At 65.0% G+C, this 20,461-nt stretch carries 16 protein-coding genes; 9 read left to right on the top strand and 7 right to left on the bottom strand.

The features are described 5' to 3' along the window. Positions 1-99 precede the first annotated feature (99 nt). The gene (locus D6Z43_RS26835; RefSeq protein ID WP_120655005.1) at positions 100-4,497 is read right to left on the bottom strand and encodes a DEAD/DEAH box helicase; all 4,398 of its coding nucleotides are present in this window, start codon (positions 4,495-4,497) and stop codon (positions 100-102) included. Between the two features lie 207 nt (positions 4,498-4,704). Here D6Z43_RS26835 and D6Z43_RS26830 point away from each other — a divergent pair, with 207 nt between their 5' ends. The 3 genes from D6Z43_RS26830 to ppnN all read left to right on the top strand — a co-directional run bounded on the left by D6Z43_RS26830 (position 4,705) and on the right by ppnN (position 8,127). Next, positions 4,705-5,208, top strand: coding sequence for a hypothetical protein (locus D6Z43_RS26830; protein WP_120655004.1), 504 nt, complete (start codon positions 4,705-4,707; stop codon positions 5,206-5,208). Positions 5,209-5,429: 221 nt separating this feature from the next. Then, complete coding sequence (locus D6Z43_RS26825; protein WP_120655003.1) at positions 5,430-6,476, top strand: class I SAM-dependent methyltransferase; 1,047 nt, start codon at positions 5,430-5,432, stop codon at positions 6,474-6,476. A 253-nt stretch (positions 6,477-6,729) separates the two neighbouring features. Continuing rightward, entirely contained in the window at positions 6,730-8,127 is a 1,398-nt protein-coding gene (gene ppnN, locus D6Z43_RS26820) for a nucleotide 5'-monophosphate nucleosidase PpnN (RefSeq protein WP_120655002.1), read from the top strand. Positions 8,128-8,229: 102 nt separating this feature from the next. Here ppnN and D6Z43_RS26815 read toward each other — a convergent pair whose 3' ends face one another. Then, a complete protein-coding gene (locus D6Z43_RS26815) occupies positions 8,230-9,216 on the bottom strand; it encodes a quinone oxidoreductase (RefSeq protein WP_120655001.1) in 987 nt (328 codons plus the stop codon). Between the two features lie 18 nt (positions 9,217-9,234). Then, on the bottom strand, positions 9,235-10,287 hold the full coding sequence (locus D6Z43_RS26810; protein WP_120655000.1) for an aldo/keto reductase: 1,053 nt from the start codon (positions 10,285-10,287) through the stop codon (positions 9,235-9,237). A gap of 193 nt (positions 10,288-10,480) precedes the next feature. On the opposite strand from D6Z43_RS26810, the gene D6Z43_RS26805 reads away from it, so the two are divergent. After that, positions 10,481-11,752: an MFS transporter gene (locus tag D6Z43_RS26805; protein WP_120654999.1), complete on the top strand. Its 1,272-nt coding sequence runs from the start codon at positions 10,481-10,483 to the stop codon at positions 11,750-11,752. Between the two features lie 4 nt (positions 11,753-11,756). Here D6Z43_RS26805 and D6Z43_RS26800 read toward each other — a convergent pair whose 3' ends face one another. Then, positions 11,757-12,254: an aldehyde dehydrogenase family protein gene (locus tag D6Z43_RS26800; RefSeq protein WP_256661055.1), complete on the bottom strand. Its 498-nt coding sequence runs from the start codon at positions 12,252-12,254 to the stop codon at positions 11,757-11,759. An 89-nt stretch (positions 12,255-12,343) separates the two neighbouring features. Here D6Z43_RS26800 and D6Z43_RS26795 point away from each other — a divergent pair, with 89 nt between their 5' ends. Beyond that, positions 12,344-13,600 (top strand): MgtC/SapB family protein, encoded by a 1,257-nt coding sequence (locus tag D6Z43_RS26795; protein WP_120654998.1) that lies wholly within the window; start codon positions 12,344-12,346, stop codon positions 13,598-13,600. Positions 13,601-13,604: 4 nt separating this feature from the next. On the opposite strand, the gene D6Z43_RS26790 is transcribed toward D6Z43_RS26795, so the two are convergent. Beyond that, complete coding sequence (locus D6Z43_RS26790; RefSeq protein WP_120655377.1) at positions 13,605-14,414, bottom strand: MerR family transcriptional regulator; 810 nt, start codon at positions 14,412-14,414, stop codon at positions 13,605-13,607. 323 nt (positions 14,415-14,737) lie between these two features. Here D6Z43_RS26790 and D6Z43_RS26785 point away from each other — a divergent pair, with 323 nt between their 5' ends. Both D6Z43_RS26785 and D6Z43_RS26780 read left to right on the top strand, forming a co-directional pair. Further along, a complete protein-coding gene (locus D6Z43_RS26785; protein WP_120654997.1) occupies positions 14,738-15,673 on the top strand; it encodes an alpha/beta fold hydrolase in 936 nt (311 codons plus the stop codon). Between the two features lie 10 nt (positions 15,674-15,683). Beyond that, positions 15,684-16,565: a metal-dependent hydrolase gene (locus D6Z43_RS26780; RefSeq protein ID WP_120654996.1), complete on the top strand. Its 882-nt coding sequence runs from the start codon at positions 15,684-15,686 to the stop codon at positions 16,563-16,565. A gap of 220 nt (positions 16,566-16,785) precedes the next feature. Here the strand turns inward: D6Z43_RS26780 and rmuC are convergent, their stop codons facing one another. Then, entirely contained in the window at positions 16,786-18,150 is a 1,365-nt protein-coding gene (rmuC, locus tag D6Z43_RS26775) for a DNA recombination protein RmuC (protein ID WP_162945916.1), read from the bottom strand. Positions 18,151-18,316: 166 nt separating this feature from the next. Continuing rightward, positions 18,317-18,727, bottom strand: a complete 411-nt coding sequence (locus D6Z43_RS26770; RefSeq protein ID WP_120654994.1) for a tetratricopeptide repeat protein — start codon at positions 18,725-18,727, stop codon at positions 18,317-18,319. A gap of 574 nt (positions 18,728-19,301) precedes the next feature. Here D6Z43_RS26770 and D6Z43_RS26765 point away from each other — a divergent pair. Next, complete coding sequence (locus tag D6Z43_RS26765; RefSeq protein ID WP_120654993.1) at positions 19,302-19,784, top strand: GreA/GreB family elongation factor; 483 nt, start codon at positions 19,302-19,304, stop codon at positions 19,782-19,784. Positions 19,785-19,813: 29 nt separating this feature from the next. Further along, entirely contained in the window at positions 19,814-20,218 is a 405-nt protein-coding gene (locus D6Z43_RS26760; RefSeq protein ID WP_120654992.1) for a hypothetical protein, read from the top strand. Positions 20,219-20,461: the final 243 nt, after the last annotated feature.

Genomic DNA, 20,461 nt, shown 5'->3' with positions numbered 1-20,461 from the left:
GATCATGTCCCAGCAGGCTGATGCTGCCCTCCCCCCGACCCTCTCACAGACGCAGAGGGGGCTATTTGTGCCACGGGCTTGTCGCCGTGTGTCCCCCCCTTACCCCGGCATTCGCGCCCGTCTCGACTGTTGCCCAATGGGGGTTGCCGCCGGCTGGCGAATCAGCGCCGCGCGCCACTCATTGGCGGTCGCCACGTCCACCTCTTGCAGTAGCGCCACTTTGCCCGCCACCAGCGTCGCGACGGGCACGCCATCGCGCAGCAACAGGCGATTGCCCGACACCGCCGGCACCTTGGTGCCGTTGAGCAAGGTCCCCAGCAGGTTCAGCGGATCGCAGGCGGCAAGACTGATCAGCTGTCCGTCCAGTGGACGCTTGCGTACTTCGCGGAGCAGCCCCACCGCCTCCGGCAGGGCGAACTGTTCGCCGGAGACTCCCGCCACGAATCGCCCGCCGCGAATCTCGCCGCGTGCCTCCAGTCGGTGATAGACCCGCAGCAGATCTCGCCAGGGCGGCATCCAGGCAGCCTCGCGCTCCAGCAGGCGCCAGCCCACCACGCCATAGCGGCGCAGCAGCGTGCGGGCCACATGCTCCAAGGCGTCGACAGGAACCTTGCCATTACCTTCCTCGGCCTTGCCGCGCAGCAACGCCCAGCGTCCGGCGTCCTGCATATTGGCCAAGGCCAGGCGTGCCCGGCGGTCATGCCGGCTGCGCCGTGCCGCCGGCAGCAACAGTGAGCGCAGACCGGCGAAGCTGTCGGCATTGGCCAGGCCCAGGGCCACCAGTTCACCAAGGCAGTCCTCCAGCTCACTGCGCAGCAGATGTGCCTCATCCATCAGTTCATCGAAGAACAGCGCACCCTGGCCAGCCAGCACCTGGCGCACCCGCTCTGCACGCGGGGACGGTTCGGGCGTCGGCGTGTCCTGCAGGCACGCGCGCCAGAGCGCCAGGTTCTTGCGCGGCAGCAACAGGATGGGCGTGCCACGCACTGGCCCTGCAGCTTTGCCGCGCCCACCCAGGCGGCACCAGACCACCCGGCCGGCGCGACAGAGGTCGTCGAGCCAGTTGATCCCGTAGTCAGCCACGCGGCTGGGAAGAATCTCGCTTTCCCAGGCCGCGGCCGCTGCCTCGAATCCTTCCAGTTGTCCAAGCACAGTCGCCAGGGCTTCGGCACCACGCACTTGGGAGGCCGGGGCAACACGCTGCCAGTCGAACAGGAAACGCATGAAATCGGCCCGCTCCACCGGCTCGATCTCGCGGCGCAGGCGCTTGACCGTGTAGCGATGAATGCGCGCCAGCAGATGGCGCTCGCACCACTCCTCTTCCACCGTGCCTGGCGTGAAACGACCGCACAGCAACTGCCCTTCGCGCTCCAGGCTTGCCAGGGCAATGCTGAGCGCTGCCGGCGCCTGGAGCAGGTCCCTGGTCAGCCGACCTAGCGACAACGGGCCGAAACCACCCATGCGCGCGCGCACGACTTCCACCAGCGCCGCCTCGGTTTCCCACACCGATGTGAATCCCTCTGGCGCGACAATGGCTGGCTTGAGTACGGCCTCGGGATAGAGGGCGCGGAACTGTTCCACACGCTCGGCCGCCAACCACAGGGAAGCCTTGCCATCCAGTTGCAGGCAGGCAGCCCGGCGGGCCTTGGCCAGTTGTGCCAGCCAGCCAGCCCAACCGTCGTTGGCTTGCACCTCAGCCTGGGTGATACAGGCCAGGGCGAGCAGCGCTTCATGCATCTCATCGGCATCGCGCACCTGCGGCCAGGCTTCTTCGGCCACGGCCGCAATGGCCTCCATGTCCAGTGCGCCCAGATCGTCGGCGGACTCCGGATCGCTCCAGCGTCGTTGCTGCACGGCCTGGGTTCGACGCTCTTCCAGCGGCGCGTCATCGAGGAAGGCGTAGGGCCGCGCCCCAAGGATTTCTGCCGCCAGGGATGAAGGTGCCGGCAGGTCGCGGGAAACCAGTTGGACCTCGCCTCGCTCCATGCGTCGCAGCAGGGCCAGCCAGCCATCGGCATCCATTGCCTCGTGCAGGCAGTCATCGAGGGTCTGGGCCACCAGCGGATGGTCGGGAATCTCGCGCTCGCCCACGAGGTTTTCCTGGCAGGCCACCTGATCGGGAAAAACGCTGGCCAGCAGGTCTTCACTGCGCATGCGCTGGATCTGTGGTGCCACCTTGCGGCCGCCTGAGTAGCGCGGCAGGGCCAGGGCCGCAGAAGCGTTCCAGCGCCAGCGCACGCCGAACAACGGCGCATCGAGAATGGCCTGGACCAGGATGTGTTCGGCGCTGTTGGAATGCAGATAGCGCCAGACTTCTTCCAGCGCAAAGCTGTGGCTGGTGGCGAGCGAAAGGATCAGCGCATCCTCCGTGGCCGCCGCCTGTAGTTCGAAGTTGAAACTGCGGCAGAAGCGCTTGCGCAACGCCAACCCCCAGGCACGGTTGAGCCGGCTGCCAAAGGGTGAATGGATGATCAGTTGCATGCCACCGGATTCGTCGAAGAAGCGCTCCATCACCAGCCGCTGCTGAGTCGGCAAGGCCCCCAGCGCAGCCCGTGCCCGCGCCAGGTACTCGACAATCTGCCGCGCCGCCGCCTCGCTGAGATCGATGCTCTCGCACAAGGCCACCACCGCGTGCTCGACCGCGCTTTTCTCCCCTCTCCCTTGGGAAGAGGGGTCGGGGGTGAGGGTGTCCTGATCCGGCTCGGACGCCACCAACAAGTCCTCCACCATCCCCCGCAGCCGCGCCACCCCCGCCGACAGCTCATCCGTGCGTCCCGGCGCCTCTCCCAGCCAGAAGGGGATGTTCGGCGGCTGGCCCTGGGCGTCCTCCACCCTTACCCGGCCGGGCTCTACCCGGAGGATGCGGTAGGCCTGGTTGCCCAGCTGGAAGACATCACCCGCCAGGCTTTCCACGGCGAAATCTTCATGCACGCTGCCGACCGGCACGCCCTGGGGCTCCAGCACCACGGCGTAGTCGGCGGTTTCGGGAATGGCGCCCCCGGAGGTGATGGCGGTCAGGCGTGCTGAACGGCGACCCCGCAGACGGCGATTCACCGCATCGCGGTGCAGATAGGCGCCCCGCACGCCCTGTCGGCCGTTGTAGCCCTCGGAAAGCATCTTCACCAAAGCGTCGAACTGCCTCCGCGCCAGGCCTGCGTAGGGCATGGCGCGGGTCATCAGCCGATACAGTTCGTCCTCGCCCCATTCCTGACTCGCCACTTCAGCCACCATCTGCTGCGCCAGCACATCCAGCGGAGCATGGGGAATCACCAGGGCATCCAGTTCATCACGGCGAACGCAATCCAGCAGCGCCGCACACTCGATCAGGTCGTCCCGTGACTGCGGGAACAACCGCCCCTTGGGCGTGCCGCCGACGCTGTGGCCGGAGCGGCCGACGCGCTGCAGGAAGGCGGCGATGCTGCGTGGCGAGCCGAGCTGGCAGACCAGTTCCACATCGCCGATATCGATGCCCAGTTCCAGCGACGCCGTTGCCACCAGCACCTTGAGATCGCCGCGCTTGAGGCGCTGTTCGGCGTCCAGCCTGAGCTCCCGCGCCAGGCTCCCGTGGTGGGCGGCGACCGCGGCATTACCGAGGCGCTCGGAGAGGTGGCGGCTGGCGCGCTCGGCCAGCCGTCGGGTGTTGACGAACACCAGGGTGGTGCGGTGCTCGGCCACCAGTTCGGCCAGCCGGTCGTAGACCTTCTCCCAGGCTTCATTGCTCAGCACCGCTTCCAGCGGTACGGGAGGTACTTCGATGGCGAGGTCGCGCTCGCGGCTGTAGCCCACATCCACCAGGGTGCAGGCGTCGCGTCCAAGGCCCATGAGAAAGGCCGCCACCCGCTCGATGGGTTTCTGCGTGGCCGACAGGCCGATGCGCTGCAAGCTGCGCCCGCACAGCGACTCCAGGCGCTCGGCGCTGAGCATCAGATGGCTGCCGCGCTTGCTTCCGGCGATGGCGTGGATTTCGTCGATGATCAGGCTGCGACACCCGGTCAGCATGGCGCGGCCAGATTCCGAGCCCAGGAGGATGTAGAGCGACTCCGGTGTGGTGACCAGGATATGCGGCGGGCGTTTGCGCATGGCGTCGCGCTCGGCCTGGGGCGTATCGCCGGTGCGCACGGCGGTGCGAATATCCACATCTGCCAGGCCCTGACATGCCAGTTCGGCACGGATACCGGCCAGGGGTTCCTCCAGGTTGATGCGGATGTCGTTGGACAACGCCTTCAACGGCGAGACGTAGACCACCGTGCAGCGATCCGGCAGGCCGCCCTGTTCCAGTCCTTCGTGAACCAGTTCGTCAATGGCCGAGAGGAACGCGGTGAGGGTCTTGCCCGAGCCGGTAGGCGCCGCCACCAGGGTGCTTGCCCCTGCCTGGATGGCTGGCCAGGCGAGGGCCTGGGCCGCCGTCGGAGCGGGGAAGCTGGCGCGGAACCAGGCGGCGACGGCGGGGTGGAATCCCTCCAGCGCGGCCGATGTGGATTGGCGAGTCGAGGTCATGGCACCCACTATGGTCGGCGCCCGTCAGTGGCTCAAGGACGCCGGACCGATGGTCGCCGCCAGGTCCGGCAGGCCATTGCCTGCCGGCGGCAAGCCCCTGCCGCAGGATTGGTACACCAGTACTCTAAAGCCCAGAAACGACGGGCCTTCCCGCGAACTGGCCCGAATAATGCTGAACAGGCGGTCAGATCGCGCAGAGGAACTGCCATGACCACCATTTCCAATAACTCGGCCCTGGCCAACTATCTGGGTCTCGCCTCCAGGAGCAATGCCAGCAATACGGCCAACACCGCTACCACCGGCACCAGCACCGGCAAGACCGAGGAAAAGTCGACGACGCCCCAGGACCATATCGCTGAGCTTCGTCGCTATGCCAACACCCTGATTGCCCAGAGCCGCGGCGGCCTGTTCCGCGCCATGAGTGGCGGCGGCAGCGCCATCAGCGGCAGCCAGACCGGCAGTACCCGTCCTGCGGACACGACGCAGCCGAACGCCGACGCCAACAGGATCCAGCTTCCCGACGTGTCGGAACTGGACCGCGACGATGCGCTGAAACTCAAAGACAAGGTGCAGAAACTGATCGATGCCGGCTTCGACGAAAAAGACAGCGGCATCGGCTTCATCGGTTACGACGGCGACAAGCAGACCACATCCCTGACCACCTACCGCGACTGGTTGCAGGCCAAGGGCGGGGTCAGCATCTACGTCTGAGCGGGCACGCCGCTTATCGGCTGCACCCCCTCAGTCGGCAATGGACCATCGGCTGGCCACTAGACTCAAATTGTCCTGCGATTGCGGGACACGGAAGGGGCCTCTCCAGTCAATAATGACCCGGCTGCCGCGGCTCCTTCCATTGCTATCACGGCTCCCGTCGCCGCATATCGCTGTCGCTCCGGCCAGATGGTTGCCCACTTGCCAGAGGAGGACAGGTGATGGACGAATCCAGACTCAACGACTTCATGGGTAAGCTGGTAGCCGACATGGGTGGCGCGGCGATGCTCGCCAACATCATCCTCGGCGACGAACTCGGCCTCTATCGCGCCATGGCCGACAGCCAGCCGGTCAGCCCGGAAGAACTTGCCGCCAGAACCGGCTGTAACGCCCGCCTGCTGCGCGAATGGCTGAGCGCCCATGCCGCGTCCGGCTACATGGAACATGACAGCGGGCGCTTCCGCCTTCCCGAGGAACAGGCACTGGCCCTGGCGGTGGAGGACTCGCCGGTGTACGTGGCCGGCGGCGCTTCGGTCATCGCAGCCCTCTTCCACGACAAGGACAAGGTGGTAAAAGCCATGCGCGGCGATGGCGGACTGCCCTGGGGCGATCACCATCCCTGCATGTTCAGCGGCACCGAGCGTTTCTTCCGGCCTGGCTACCGTGCGCATCTGGTGGCCGAATGGCTGCCGGCGCTGGACGGCGTCGTCGACAAACTCAAGGCCGGTGCCAAGGTGGCCGACGTCGGCTGCGGCCACGGTGCCTCCACCGTGATCCTGGCGCAGGCATTTCCAGCCTCGCGCTTCGTCGGCTACGACTACCACGGCCCGTCCATCGAAACCGCTACCCAGCGTGCCAGGGACGGGGGCGTTGCCGACCGTGCCACCTTCGTCCAGGCCAGCGCCAAGGACTATCCGGGCGATGGCTTCGACCTGATCTGCTATTTCGACTGCCTGCACGACATGGGCGACCCGGTGGGCGCGGCCAGGCACGCCTGGCAGACATTGAAGCCCGACGGCACCGTGCTGCTGGTCGAGCCCTATGCGAACGACCAGCTCGACGACAACGCGACCCCGGTGGGCCGGCTGTTCTACTCGGCCTCCACCTTCATCTGCACGCCCAATTCGCTGTCCCAGGAAGTGGGCCTCGGCCTTGGTGCCCAGGCCGGCGAGGCACGCCTGCGCAAGGTGTTCGAAGAAGCCGGCTTCACCCAGTTCCGCCGGGCCACGGAAACGCCCTTCAACCTGATCCTGGAAGCCCGCAAATGAGGCACGCGGTGGACGGCGCTCCAGCCGTCCACCGCCGGCCAAACCGGAACATCTCCAAGAAAGTCCTTGTCAGACAGACAGTAATCTCGCTATTACGCTGAATCATGACTGCCGAATCTGTCCCGCAATAAATCCGTAACGTCGTAGTGCCCAGATAAGAAACACCGCCTCAACCTGCGCCATGGATCACGGCGCCCCGCATTCCGCCGCGTCGGCCGACCGGCCTTCCGGCATCGTTGCAAGGAAATTCCGAATGCCCAGAAGACAAGTCATCAATGCTCAGGTCAGCCCCAAGGGCGCCCTTGACACCCTCTCCCAACTGGAAGTGCATCAGCTCAGCGAAGCCGGTTCCGGCCGCATGTACCAGCTCTTCCGCCAATGCGCCCTGGCCATCCTCAATACCGGTGCGCATAGCGACAACGCCAAGACCATCCTCGACGCCTACAAGGACTTCGAAGTACGCATCCACCAGCAGGACCGCGGCGTACGCCTGGAGCTGATCAACGCCCCGGCCGACGCCTTCGTCGATGGCGAGATGATCACCAACACCCGCGAGATGCTGTTCAGCGCCCTGCGCGACATCGTCCATACCGAGAACGAACTGAAGAGCCGCCGCTTCGACCTGGACAGCTCCGAAGGCATTACCGACTACGTTTTCCATCTGCTGCGCAACGCACGCACCCTGCGCGCCGGCGTGGAGCCGAAGATCGTCGTGTGCTGGGGCGGCCACTCCATCAGCACCGAGGAGTACAAGTACACCAAGAAAGTCGGCCACGAGCTGGGCCTGCGCCACCTTGACGTCTGCACCGGCTGCGGCCCGGGCGTGATGAAGGGTCCGATGAAGGGCGCCACCATCGGACACGCCAAGCAGCGCACCCACGGCGGTCGCTACCTGGGACTGACCGAGCCCGGCATCATCGCCGCCGAAGCGCCCAACCCCATCGTCAACGAACTGGTGATCCTGCCGGACATCGAGAAGCGTCTGGAAGCCTTCGTTCGCGTCGGCCACGGCATCATCATCTTCCCGGGCGGCGCCGGTACGGCGGAAGAATTCCTTTACCTGCTGGGCATCCTGATGCACCCGGACAACCGGGATCTGCCTTTCCCGCTCGTGCTCACCGGGCCGAGGAGCGCCGCCGCCTACCTGGAGCAGCTAAACGCCTTCGTCGGGGCCACCCTGGGCGAAGCGGCGCAGAGCCGCTACAAGATCATCATCGACGACCCGACTGCGGTCTCCATCGAGATGGCCCAAGGCCTGAAGGCGGTCAAGCAGTTCCGCCGCGAGCGCAACGATGCCTTCCACTACAACTGGTTGCTGAAGATTGACGAACGCTTCCAGCACCCGTTCGAACCCACCCACGAGAATATGGCCAGCCTCGAGCTGCGCCGCGACCTGCCGCCCCACGAGCTGGCCGCCAACTTGCGTCGGGCATTCTCCGGCATCGTCGCCGGCAACGTGAAAGACAAGGGCATTCGCCTGATCGAGCAGTACGGCCCCTATGAGATCCACGGCGACGCCGCGGTGATGCGACCGCTGGACGAGTTGCTCAACGCCTTCGTCCGCCAGCACCGGATGAAACTCCCCGGCGGCGCGGCCTATGTGCCCTGCTACCGGGTGGTGCAGAGCCGCATGGAAGAACTGGCGGGCTGAAGGCCGGCAATTACTGTGGGAGTGAAATCATTCGCGAGAGCGGGCAGCAGCCCGCTCCGAATTCGCGATTGAAATCGCTCCCGCAGGTTCCGCTTCCGAAGATCACTCCACCCAGGGCTTGAGCACGACCTTGCCGGAGGTCTTGCGTGACTCCAGCAGGCGATGCGCTTCGGCAGCCTGCGACAGCGGCAGCACCTGGCCGATCTGCAGTTGCAGGCGATTGCCAAGTACCAGACCGATCAATTCGCCCACCGTCTCGGCAAGGATGTCCGGACGCTCGAAGTACTGGGTGATTGTGAAGCCCTGGATGCTGCGGTTGGAGAAGACCAGGTCACCGGTATCCAACTGACTGAGATGGCTACCGGCACCGCCGAATACCACCATGCGGCCGAACGGCGCGAGGCTCTTCAGCGCTGAAGCCAGGACATCTCCTCCCACCATCTCCATCGCGATATCCACGCCCCGCCCACCGGTGAGCGCGCGTACCTCTTCTTCCCAGTTCGGCGCAGTGTAGTCGACCGCCGCATCGGCCCCCAGGTCCAGCGCCAGTTGGCGCTTCTCCGGCGTACTGGCGGCGGCGATCACCTTGCCGGCACCCATGATCTTTGCCAGCTGCACGATCAGCGAACCAACGCCACCGGCCGCACCTTCGACCAGGATGGTTTCGCCGGGCTGCAGTCGAGCGGCATCCTTCAGACTGCGCAAGGCGGTGATGCCCTGGACGAACATTGCAGTCATCTGCTCCGGCGACAGGCCGGGTGGCACCGGCACCAGCCCTGCAGCCGGTACCGCCGCGTACTGCGCATAACCGCCGCCCCCGGAGGCGGCGAACACCAGAGCGCCCACTTCGGGACTGCTGACGCCTTCGCCATGGGCCTCGACCACACCGACTATCTCGTAGCCGAGGGTAAACGGCAGCGGGCTTGGCTGCGGGTAGTTGTCACCACGTCGACGCATTACATCGGCGTAGTTCACCCCGACCGCCTCGACCCGCAGCAGCACTTCGCCCGGCCCCGGTTGCGGGGTGGGAACATCCTCATACACCAGTTGCTCCGGCCCGCCGGTCTGATGGAAACGTACGGCTTTCATGATTGGTTCCTGCATGGATCAAACGACCGGGAGGGCGGGCAAGCGAAGATCGCGACCGCCGGACAGCGCAGGCAGCATCTCGCTCGCCTGCTGGTGGGGAACACCCAGCTCGACAGTGCTGGCGGCGCTGAGGCGCGCGAACTGCTCTTCGCTGAGTTCAACCTTGAGGGCACCGAGGGTCGCATCGAACTGGGCACGGGTACGCGAGCCGAGGATCGGGATCATCGCGGTGCTGGCGCGGCGCGCCTTGTGCAGCAGCCAGGCGACGGCGACCTCGGTCGGGCTGGCGCCCTGCTCGGTGGCCACGGCGAACAGTGCATCGAGGATGGCGGTTTCGCGGGCGCTCTTCTCGGCATGCACCAGCATGCCCAGTTTGGCGGCACGGGAGTCATCGGAGCCGGAACGGTACTTGCCAGTCAGGAAACCACCGCCCAGGGGCGACCACTGGGTAACAGCCAGTCCCAGCGCCTCTGCCATTGGCAGCAGCTCACGGTCGGCGGTGCGTTCGGCCAGGCTGTACTCCAGCTGGATGCCGGCCAGGGGCGCCCAGCCACGAATTTCAGCCAGCAGGTCGGCACGGGCGATGCGCCAGGCGGGGAAGTTGGAAAGGCCTGCGTAGTGGATCTTGCCGGCGCTGACCAGATCATCGAAGCCGCGCAGGATTTCGTCCATCGGCGTCATGCCGTCGGTGATATGTGCCCAGAGCAGGTCGATATGGTCGGTCTTCAGGCGCTTCAGGCTTTCCTCCACAGCGCGGACCATGTTCTTGCGGTTGTTGCCAGTACGGGCGATGCCGTCCCCCGGAGTAGTGCCCAGGGTGTACTTGGTAGCGACGACGAAATCATCGCGCTGGGAGGCGATGAACTCGCCCAGCAGCACTTCGGCCTGCCCCGCCTGGTAGCCATTGGCGGTGTCGAAGAAGTTGCCGCCCGCCTCCACATAGCCGTCGAAAATCTTCTTCGCTTCGTCCCGCTCCGCGCCATGCCCCCAACCTGTACCGAAGTTGCCGGTGCCCAGTGCCAGTTCGGAAACGCGAAGGCCGGTGCGGCGGCCGAATGTGGTGTAGCGCATGGCGATCTCCTGCCGTGAGTTGTTTTGAATGATGGCCATCATATTGGAAAAAACCAACCTGACAACTCACGTTAGTCGATCAACCGGATAGACGATGGCTATCGGTCGCGAACGCACAGGCAATCCATCCCGGTCGCGGGATGGCGCGCTCGGGGCTAGGCTCTCCGGGACGCTCGACAGGGGGAAAAGCGCCATGCGATCCAGCCTCGCCAACGGCGTGTCACGCCGTGAAATCTGGGCCTGGGCGATGTTCGACTTCGCCAATTCCGGCTACACAACGGTGATCATCACCGCCGTTTTCAACGCCTACTTCGTCGCGGTGGTGGCGCAAGGTGAACCCTGGGGCACCCTGGCCTGGACGACCACCCTCGCCATCTCCTACGCCCTGGTCATTCTCACCGCACCGCTGATCGGCGCGTACGCCGACGCCACTGCGCGCAAGAAGCGCCTGCTCCTGTTCAGCACCCTCGGCTGCGTGGTGTTCACCTCAGCGTTGGCGCTCGCCGGACCCGGTGCCCTGGCCCTGGCGGTGTTGTTCGTGGTCCTGTCGAACTTCTGCTTCGGTACCGGGGAAAACCTGATCGCCGCCTTCCTCCCGGAGCTCGCCCGTGACGATGCGCTGGGCCGGGTTTCCGGCTGGGGCTGGGGCCTTGGCTACATCGGCGGACTGGTCAGCCTGGGTGCCTGCCTCGGCTACGTCAGCTGGGCCCAGGGACAAGGCCAGACGGCGGCGCAGTTCGTGCCAGTGTGCGTGATCATCACCGCCCTGCTCTTTGCCCTCGCCAGTACGCCGACTTTCCTTTACCTGAAGGAACGCAGCAGGCCGCAGCCAACCTCGGCAGGCGGGGCATGGACACGCTTTGCCCGAACGATGCGCGAGGCAGGACGCTACCGCGACCTGGTGCGTTTCGTGGCCTGCACGGTCTGTTACCAGGCGGGTATCGCCGCAGTGATCAGCCTGGCCGCCATCTACGCCAACCAGGTGATGGGGTTCACCACGCAGGACACCCTGCTGCTGATCTTCGTCGTCAACATCACGGCCTCGATCGGCGCGGTGCTGTTCGGCTGGCTGCAGGATCGCATCGGCCATCGCCCCACCTTGGCGCTGACCTTGCTGGGCTGGCTGGCCATGGTCGGCATGATCTGGCTGGCCAGCGGCCCGGCAATGTTCTGGGCCGCCGCCAACATCGCCGGCCTGTGCATGGGCGCCAGCCAGTCGGCGGGGCGCGCCATCATCGGAGTGCTCGCCCCACCCACGCGGCTGGCGGAGTTCTATGGGCTCTGGGGCCAGGCGGTGAAACTTGCCGCCATCCTCGGCCCGATGACCTACGGCCTGGCCAACTGGCTATCCGGCGGCGACCACCGGCTGGCCATGTTGATTACCGGCAGCTATTTCGTGATCGGCCTGTTGCTTCTGGCCAGCGTTCGCCTGGAGCGCGGGCGACGCGCAGCGCTGGCCGGCTGAGGCCTTAGACGCCGAACCAGTTCAACGCCGCCGGGCTGGTGTTCAGGTAGAAATGCTTGAGCTCGCTGAACTCCTCCGGCCCGGCCCACGACAGCTCGCGACCGATCCCGCTGGACTTGTAGCCACCCCAGGGCGCCTGGGGAAAGGCAACGTTGTAATCGTTGATCCACACCGTGCCGGCCCCTAGCCGACGGGCCGCGCGATGGGCCTTGGCGAGGTCGCGGGTCCAGACCCCGGCGGTGAGACCGAAGGGCGCGTAATTGGCGAGGTGCAGCGCCTCGGCTTCGCCCTCGAAGCGCTCCACAGTGATCACCGGACCGAAGATTTCCTCGCGAGCGATGCGCATGGACGCCCGCACGTTGCCCAGCAGGGTGGGCTCAAGCCAGAAACCCTGTTCGAATCCGCTGCCCTGCGGAACCCGCCCACCGGCCAACAGACGGGCGCCTTCCTCCAGCGCGCCGTTCACCATGCCCAGGACCTGGTCGCGCCGGCTGGCAGAGATGACCCTCGCGGCGTTCCCGTGGGGTATGGATGCTCCTCAAGGATTTTCCGCCGTCTAGACTGCTTCCATTCCCACCGAAAGGAAGCGCCATGCCTGACGCCACGGAAGTCCTGCTCGATTTCGCCAGTGCCCTCGCCGTCGGCCTGTTGATAGGCGCGGAACGCGGCTGGCGTGAGCGCAACAAGGAGGCGCTACGGCTGGTCGCGGGCATCCGCTCCTTCGGTCTCACGGGTCTGCTCGGCGGGTTCGCCGCCTTCCTCGGCGAACAGTTCGGCACCGCAGTCTGGGTAGCGATCTTCGTCTGCTTCGCGGTGCTGGTGATCGCCTCGTACTTCGGCGAACTCGTCTATGTGGGCGACCTGGGACTCTCCAGCGAATTGACCCTGCTCATCACCTTTCTTCTCGGCAGCCTGGCAGTGGCTGGCTATCACACGCTATCCGCGTCCGGGGCGGTGGTCGTTGCGCTACTGCTGAGCCTCAAGGATGAGTTGCACAAAGCGCTCTTTCGTCTGCAGGAGGCGGAACTCTCGGCAGCTCTGAAGCTGCTGTTCATCTCGGTGGTGATGCTGCCGATCCTGCCGAACAAGGGCTACGGTCCCTGGGAAGTGTTCAACCCCTATGCCACCTGGTGGATGGTGGTGCTGATCGCAGCTCTGGGCTTTGCTGCCTACTTCGCCATCCGCCTGGTGGGGACGCAGCGTGGTTTGCTGCTGACCGCCCTGCTGGGTGGCACCGTGTCATCCACCGCCATGACCATTACCCTCTCCCATCTGCAGGAGCATCGCGCCCTACGTCCGTTGCTGGCCGCGGGGCTGCTGGCCACGTCAGCGTTGATGTTTCCCCGCGTCCTGCTGGAAGTCGGCGTGGTGAACTCCGCCTTGTTGATCCATCTGGCCTGGCCGCTGGGGCTGGCCGCACTGGTCTATGCGGCCGGCGCCTTCTTCTTCTGGAGAATGGCGGCCAATGCCGAATCCCCCAATGCCGAACCACCTTTGAAAAACCCCTTCGAGCTGGGCCCTGCCCTGCGCTTCGCCGCGCTGCTGGCGCTGATCCTGTTCCTGGTGGAAGCGGCACGCCGCTACCTGGGCGATGTAGGCGTCTACCTGGTCTCGCTGCTCTCGGGCCTGACTGACGTGGATGCCATCACTCTATCCCTGGCGCGAGGCGCCAACCGGGAGCTGGGGGCGGAGGTCGCCGTGCGCGGCATTTTCCTGGCCGTGCTGAGCAACAGCCTGGTAAAGGCCGGATTGATTGCGGTGATCGGCGGCAAGGCATTGGCGCTGCGCACCTTTCCCTTTATCGGTGGAGGCCTGTTGGCGGGTACGGTGGCCTTGCTGATGTTCTAGGGATTCACCGCTTCAGGAACCCCTTCAACAGCTCGCCGACCCGCTCGCCCAACTCCTGATTGGCCGAGAGTTGCAGCCCTCTCGCCAGCTCGCTGTCCACCACCTGTTCCACCAGCGGACGCAATGCCAGCAGCTGCCGATTGAGGTCGTCCAGTTCGCTGACATGGGGCAGGCTGGTGGAAAGCAGCGGGTTGACCAGATGCTCGACGATCATCCGCACGATGCCGGCCGATACCGGCTCCACCTGGCGGCGGATGGCGGCGAACTGATCCAGCAGTACATCCAGCGGAATACCGGAGCGGTAGAGCTGCACGCCAGCGCCGAATACTCGTGGGTTGAGCACCCGCAAGTGGTCACCGGCGAACTCGATCAGGCCCAATTCGCGGGCGCGGTCCATGTTGTCGTCGGTGAGGTCGGCACCGAACAGCGCCTGCACTTCGTCGAATCCCAGTCGCGTTGGCTCCACCAGGTTCCAGGCGCCGACGATGGCCTGCTCCAGCCCCAGCACGTGGGCGAGATCCCGGCCCTGCTCCCAGGCGTCCAGCAGTTCGCGGATGCTGGCGATGCTGTAGCCGCGCTCCAGCAACTGGCCAATCAGCCTCAACCGCGCCAGATGCTCGCCGTTGTAGATGCCCACCCGACCGCGGCGCTCCGGCGACGGCAGCAGGCCGCGATCCTGATAGGCGCGCAGATTGCGCACAGTGGTGCCGGCCTCGGCGGCCAGCTCATCCACCGTGTACTCGGCGTCTGGCGCGCCATTGGCCTCGGCGGACTGGGTGAGGAGCCTGGCCAGAAAAGAGGGGATATTTTTCATGGGCCGGATCATATCGCCGCCTCTCTTCCACCAACAACAGCGCCCGGAATGGCCCAACCATTGGCTGGACTTGTCATGCCACGCTGCACCGTGTAGCGCCTGGAACCATTCGGAACCGCTCTGATCCGGGGCTTTACAGCGTCAGGTAACGCGGTAACAGCCGTTTCGGCGAGTACGGCGAAGATATGGCCAGGGCCGGATTTCCTGTTCAAGAATGACTGTGACATCGAGTGATGTAACAGTCACGACACGGAGATCCACATGCCAACCCCCATTACCCAAGACCGCGCCGAGCCCTTCCAGCAGCACAGGCAGGTGAGCGCATGAACGCCCCCCTGCTGGAGCCCCAACGCTTTGCCGTAATGGGAGATGGCGTCGAACTGGCCGCTTACCGCTGGGGCAACGCTAACGGCCCGACTCTGCTACTGGTACATGGCTACCCGGACAATCACGCCGTTTGGCTGCCGCTGATCCGCGAGCTGGCTGCAGACCACCAGATCATCGCCTATGACGTGCGCGGCGCCGGCGCCTCGGACATCCCTCGCAAGACCCACGATTACCGCCTGGCCAGGCTGGCCAATGACCTGGAAGCGGTAGTCAGGGCCGCCAGCCCGGATCGCCCGGTGCATCTGGTGGCACATGACTGGGGCTCGATCCAGTCATGGGAAGCGGTCACCGAACCCCGAATCCAGCCGCTGCTGGCCTCCTACACGACGATCTCCGGCCCCTGCCTCGACCATGTGGGCCACTGGATGCGCGCCCGCCTGAAAGAGAAGCGCGTGAGTGCGCTCGGCCGCGTGCTCGGGCAGTTGGTCAGTTCCTGGTACATCGGTTTCTTCCACATTCCGCTGGTGCCGGAGCTGCTCTGGCGCGCCGGACTTGCACGCGCCTGGCCGGCCCTGCTGCAGCGGATGGAAGGGGTACGCGAAGCGCGTCCCAACCCGACTCAGGCATCCGATGGCCAGCACGGGGTCAAGCTCTACCGCGCCAACTTCATCACCAGCCTGTTCCGTCCGCGCCTGCGTCGCACCGATGTGCCGGTACAGCTGATCGTCCCTACACGCGACCGTTTCGTACGTCCGCAGCTTTTCCAGGACCTGCAGCATTGGGCTCCACGCCTGTGGCGCCGCGAAGTGGCCGCCGGGCACTGGCAACTGATGGCCGATCCCGCGCGCCTGGCGGGTTGGCTCCGTGAATTCGTCAGCCACCTGGAAAGTGATGACGCCAGCCGCGTCGTGCGGCTGGGTCTGCCCGTCTGAGGAACCTCCCGTGAACCAACAGCATCACCGCCTCGAACAGCGCAAGGTGCGCTTCGACTTCGCCGACACGCCGCTGCACTGGGTGCCGGGCGAGCCGGAGGCCTCGCACATCATGAATACCCTGCACCTGATTCTGCCGGCGGGAGAGTTCTGGTTTTGCCGGGTGTACAACAAGGCCTTGCCACTGATCACCGATGAGCACCTGCGCGAGGACGTGCGCGGGTTCGTGCGCCAGGAAGCGCAGCACGCCCGCGCCCATGACAGTGCGCTGGCGCCTTATCTGGAACGCCATGGCATCGATCCCTCGCCGTTCACCCGAGGCATCTACTGGCTGTTCGAGAAAGTGCTGTGCGACTACCCATTGGGCGAAAGCGCCATCACCCGCTGGCTGCAACCCTGGTGGTTGCGCCAGAGGGTCGGACTGATCGCCGCTGTGGAGCATTTCACCTGTGTGCTGGGCAACTGGATCATCACCACTCGGAGCCTGGACGATGCCGACCCGGTCATGCTCGACCTGTTGCGCTGGCATGGTGCCGAGGAAGTGGAACACCGCTGCGTGGCTCACGACCTGCACGTGCATCTCAAGGGCAGCCTGCTGATGCGCTGGTTCTACATGCTGGTGGCCAGCGGCGCGCTGATCTTCCTGTTCAGCCGCTCCATGCGCACGTTGATGCGCCAGGACCCGGCCACTCGCAACCACCGTGGCTTCCTGCGCTTGTGGCATGCCCTGGGCAAGCGCGACATGCTTCCGCCGATGGGTAGCATTGGCGTGGCGGTATTGCGGTACTTCAGGCCGGACTTCCACCCCCGTACCGAAGGTGACCTGCAAGTGGCGCTGGATTACCTGGCCAGTTCACCGGCCGCACAACGTGCGGCGGCGGAGGCGGGCTGAACTATAGGGACCAATTCATTCGCGATGCGAGTGGCACAGCGGCTGTGAGTAATCGCCCTCACCCCAACCCTCTCCTAGAGGGAGAGGGGGCTGCACGCGCATGCCTCTGGCCGGGTGATCATCCTGTAGGAGCGAATTCATTCGCGATGCGGCCCGCAGGGCTGCCGTAGGTTGGTGCCGAGCGTGCGATGCCCAGCGATCGGGCTCAACCTGCGGGACCTCAACCCTCTATCTGCTCATCCAGCAGCGGCAAACCGGCTGCCCGCTCGAGCAGGTCATTGGGAATACTCTTGCTCGCACGAGCGCCCAGGAGCTTGAGGTTTTCCACACGGCTGATCAGGTTGCCGCGACCTTCCACCAGCTTGTTGCGCGCGTTGGCGTAGGCCTTGTCGAGTTGTTGCAGGCGGCTGCCCATCTCGTCCAGGTCCTGGACGAAGGCGACGAACTTGTCATAGAGCGCACCGGCGCGTTCGGCGATCTCGCGGGCGTTCTGGCTCTGCCGTTCCTGGCGCCACAGGCTGTCGATCACCCGCAGGGTAGCCAACAGAGTGGTTGGGCTGACGATCACGATGTGCTGCTCGAAGGCTTCCTGGAACAGGCCCGGGTCGGCCTGGAGAGCCGCGGCGAAGGCAGCCTCAATGGGCACGAAGAGCAATACGAAATCCAGGCTGTGTAGCCCTTCCAGACGCTGGTAGTCCTTCACCGACAGACCTTTCAGGTGACTGCGCAGGGACAGTACATGCTGCTTCAGGGCCTGGCTGCGGGTGGCCTCATCATCGGCGGCGATCAGCGTCTGATAGGCAGTGAGGCTGACCTTGGCGTCCACCACCACCTGCTTGTCCCCGGGAAGCTGGATCAGCACGTCGGGCTGGAAGCGTTCGCCCTCGGCGCTCTTCAGGCTGACCTGGGTCTGGTATTCCCGCCCCTTTTCCAGACCGGCGTGTTCCAGTACCCGTTCCAGCACAAGCTCGCCCCAGTTGCCCTGGGTCTTCTGGCCCTTCAGGGCACGAGTGAGGTTGGTGGCTTCGTCGCCCAGGCGCTGGTTGAGCTGTTGCAGGCGCTCCAGTTCCTTGCCGAGGGAGAAACGCTCGCGCGCTTCCTGTTGATAGCTTTCCTCTACCCGCTTCTCGAAGGCCTGGATGCGCTCCTTGAGCGGGTCGAGCAACTGGCCGAGGCGCTGCTGGCTGGTTTCGGCGAAACGCTGCTCGCGCTCGTCGAAGATCTTCCCGGCCAGTTCCGCGAATTGCGCACGCAGATCATCACGGGCTGCCTGCAAGTCGCCAAGGCGCTGTTCGTGCGCCTCGCGCTGCTCGCGCAGTTCGGCTTCCAGGCCAGCACGGTCGGTGTCCAGGCGACGCAGTTCGGCATCCTTGCGCTCGCGTTCCTGGTTCCAGGCCAGCAAGGCTTCGCGGGCACTCTGGCGTTCCACGCCGAGCAATTCGGCCTCACGTCGCAGGGCGGCCAGCTCGGCCTGCTGGGCGGCATTGAGCTGGCTGAGTTCGCGGTTCTCGTCGCGGCTGTCGTCCAGTTGCACGGCCAGGCCATCCTGGGCCAGCTGGGCATTGGCCAGGCGCTCTTCGAGCAGGGTCTGTTCGGTTTGCAGGGTGGTGAGTTTGCGCTGCTGTTGCCAGGCCAGGCCCAGCAGGGGTACGGCGGCGGCCAGCAGGCCGATCAACAGGTTGGGGATATCTAGGGGCATGAGCGGCTCCGCGCTGGAATGCCGGGAGTATACCCAGCGGCGCGCGGCGCGATCAGGATTGCAGCGAGAGTCCGTTGAGCAGACGTTCGGCTTCGTGGGAACCCTGGGCGGCGGCCTGTTCCAGCCAGTGCCGGGCCTGTTCCGGCTCGTTGATGCGCGGCTGGCTGCACAGGCGACCCAGTTCGAGTTGCGCACGACGGTCGCCGGCGCGGGCGGCCTGGCGCAGCATGTCCAGGCCGATGCGGCGGTCACGCTGGTTGCCGCAATCGCGGCAGAGCATTTGCCCCAGGCGGCTTTGTGCCGCGACCACGCCTTCTCGCGCCGGTTGCTTGAGCAGGTTGCCGGCGATGCGCTTCACGCTTGGTGCCTGGCCCAGGCGCGGGTTGTCCAGCAGCCAGAGAGCGACTCGGGTCGGCAGGGTTTGCGGGTTGGCAACGGACTGGGCGGGGACGCGATACTTCATGAAACGGGGCAGGTAGCCGGAAAGGCGCGCAACTCTACTCCTTTTTTTTGACAGGTAAAGTCTTGCAATTGCCGCAGGTCGCGTTCTAGAGCAAGTGCTCGGGACAATCCACAGAACCTGTGGATAACTCTGTGAAGAAGATGCTCGAAACGTCACCAAGTGCTCATGGATCGTGGCCTGCGCTCAAACTGACGATTTTTTCACCAATTATAAAATTCCTTATTTTTCATGTAGTTACGTGCAGGCCACTGAGAATCAAGCGCTTACGGAGCTTTTCGTGCGCGTTTTGCGAGCCTGCTTCCCAACTGTGCACAACTTGAAGCTGTCAAGACCTCACGCGCCCTGTTAAAGGGCATTTACCTCCGAAAAGCGCCTGGAACCTGTGTTGCACGGGCGTTCCAGACTGCGACGAATGGCAAGTAAAAGGGTCTGTGGAGCCCCTCCTGAAGCTGGTACGGACGTACTTCTGCGCCAACTCTGTGCACAAGTTTGCCCACGTCTTGTACGGATCCCTTTCCCGCAACCCCATGAAGGCTCTTAGAATGCTCGGCCTCCCCATCGAACGCGTCTGCCCATGGACAAGACCCGCATCCATCGCCTGATCCTCGACAAGCTCGCCGTCGACCTGCAACTGCTGCAGCGAGCGGCGCAGGCCGCCTACGAGGCGGCGACCCACGAGGAAAACATCGCCGAGAACAAGTACGACACCCTTGGCCTGGAAGCCTCGTACCTGGCCACCGGCCAGGCGCGTCGTGCCGCCGAGATCAAACATGCGCTGGGTCTGTTCGAAAACCTCAGCCTGCGCCCTTTCGACCCGGCACGCGGCATCCAGCTCAGCGCCCTTGTGCTGCTGGCGGCGGAGGACGGTAGCGAGCAACGGCTGTTCCTCGGTCCTGAGGCCGCTGGCCTGAAGGTGGTGGACGCGGGTGAGGAAATCACCGTGATCAGCCCTCGTTCCCCGCTGGGCCAGGCCTTGCTTGGCAAGGTCGAAGGCGCCGAGGTGACACTCACAATCGGCAATAGCCAGCAGACCTTCGAGGTGCTGGAGGTAAACTGAATCCTGCCGCCCAACGCTTCGGAGGCTCCATGGATCGCCCACGTCGCATCCTGCGCATCAGCTTCAATCCCCTGGTCCTGACCCTCAGTGTCGCCTTGGGCGTATGGCTCGGTTTCATCGCCATCGGCCTGACCACCTACCTCGGCTACCGGCTCTACATGGCCGATAACGAGGCGCCGACAGCCCAGGTCTTCACCCCGCCCCCTGCTCCACCACAACCAGCACCTGCGCCAGTACCGCCAGGCCCGGGCGAAGAGCGTCTGCAGAAGTACGAAGAGAACTACAATGCCACCCAGCGTGCGGACAACGAACGCCTGGAACGGCTGGAGGATCAACGCCGACTGAACGACGCCAAGTGCCAGTTCTGGACCGAGCAGTACCGCAATGCACCGACCGAGAAGGCCAAGCGCAACATGGATCAGGAGTGCGGATAGGCGTCTCGTCAGATTCCATCGTGCCAGCCGACCAAAGGCAGCCGGCTTCAAGTGGTCGTCACAATGGCGCGGCTAGACTCAGGGCGTGCGCTTTCCACTTTGGCGCCAGAGGCGGTTTGCAATGGGTCCCGAAATCTTCATAGCCCTGATGATCATGGGTTGGCTGCTGGCAGCGGTCGCGTTGCTCTGGGCCATGCTCAGAATCTCCCACCATCACCACCATCACGGCCGGCCTTCGCCGCC

Source organism: Pseudomonas sp. DY-1 (assembly GCF_003626975.1).
In the GTDB taxonomy this organism is placed as follows: Bacteria; Pseudomonadota; Gammaproteobacteria; order Pseudomonadales; family Pseudomonadaceae; genus Metapseudomonas.
The sequence above is the reverse complement of the archived record's forward strand: the minus strand, read 5'-3'. Positions and strand labels throughout refer to the sequence as shown.

Excerpts from the sequence above, each read along its gene's own strand:
- ppnN (WP_120655002.1), top strand. The coding sequence starts at position 6,730 with ATGCCCAGAAGACAAGTCATCAATGCTCAGGTCAGCCCCAAGGGCGCC.
- D6Z43_RS26810 (WP_120655000.1), bottom strand. The coding sequence starts at position 10,287 with ATGCGCTACACCACATTCGGCCGCCGCACCGGCCTTCGCGTTTCCGAA.
- D6Z43_RS26815 (WP_120655001.1), bottom strand. The coding sequence starts at position 9,216 with ATGAAAGCCGTACGTTTCCATCAGACCGGCGGGCCGGAGCAACTGGTG.
- D6Z43_RS26790 (WP_120655377.1), bottom strand. The coding sequence starts at position 14,414 with ATGAAAAATATCCCCTCTTTTCTGGCCAGGCTCCTCACCCAGTCCGCC.
- D6Z43_RS26770 (WP_120654994.1), bottom strand. The coding sequence starts at position 18,727 with ATGAAGTATCGCGTCCCCGCCCAGTCCGTTGCCAACCCGCAAACCCTG.
- D6Z43_RS26805 (WP_120654999.1), top strand. The coding sequence starts at position 10,481 with ATGCGATCCAGCCTCGCCAACGGCGTGTCACGCCGTGAAATCTGGGCC.
- D6Z43_RS26760 (WP_120654992.1), top strand. The coding sequence starts at position 19,814 with ATGGATCGCCCACGTCGCATCCTGCGCATCAGCTTCAATCCCCTGGTC.
- D6Z43_RS26825 (WP_120655003.1), top strand. The coding sequence starts at position 5,430 with ATGGACGAATCCAGACTCAACGACTTCATGGGTAAGCTGGTAGCCGAC.
- D6Z43_RS26835 (WP_120655005.1), bottom strand. The coding sequence starts at position 4,497 with ATGACCTCGACTCGCCAATCCACATCGGCCGCGCTGGAGGGATTCCAC.
- D6Z43_RS26765 (WP_120654993.1), top strand. The coding sequence starts at position 19,302 with ATGGACAAGACCCGCATCCATCGCCTGATCCTCGACAAGCTCGCCGTC.
- D6Z43_RS26785 (WP_120654997.1), top strand. The coding sequence starts at position 14,738 with ATGAACGCCCCCCTGCTGGAGCCCCAACGCTTTGCCGTAATGGGAGAT.
- D6Z43_RS26795 (WP_120654998.1), top strand. The coding sequence starts at position 12,344 with ATGCCTGACGCCACGGAAGTCCTGCTCGATTTCGCCAGTGCCCTCGCC.
- D6Z43_RS26830 (WP_120655004.1), top strand. The coding sequence starts at position 4,705 with ATGACCACCATTTCCAATAACTCGGCCCTGGCCAACTATCTGGGTCTC.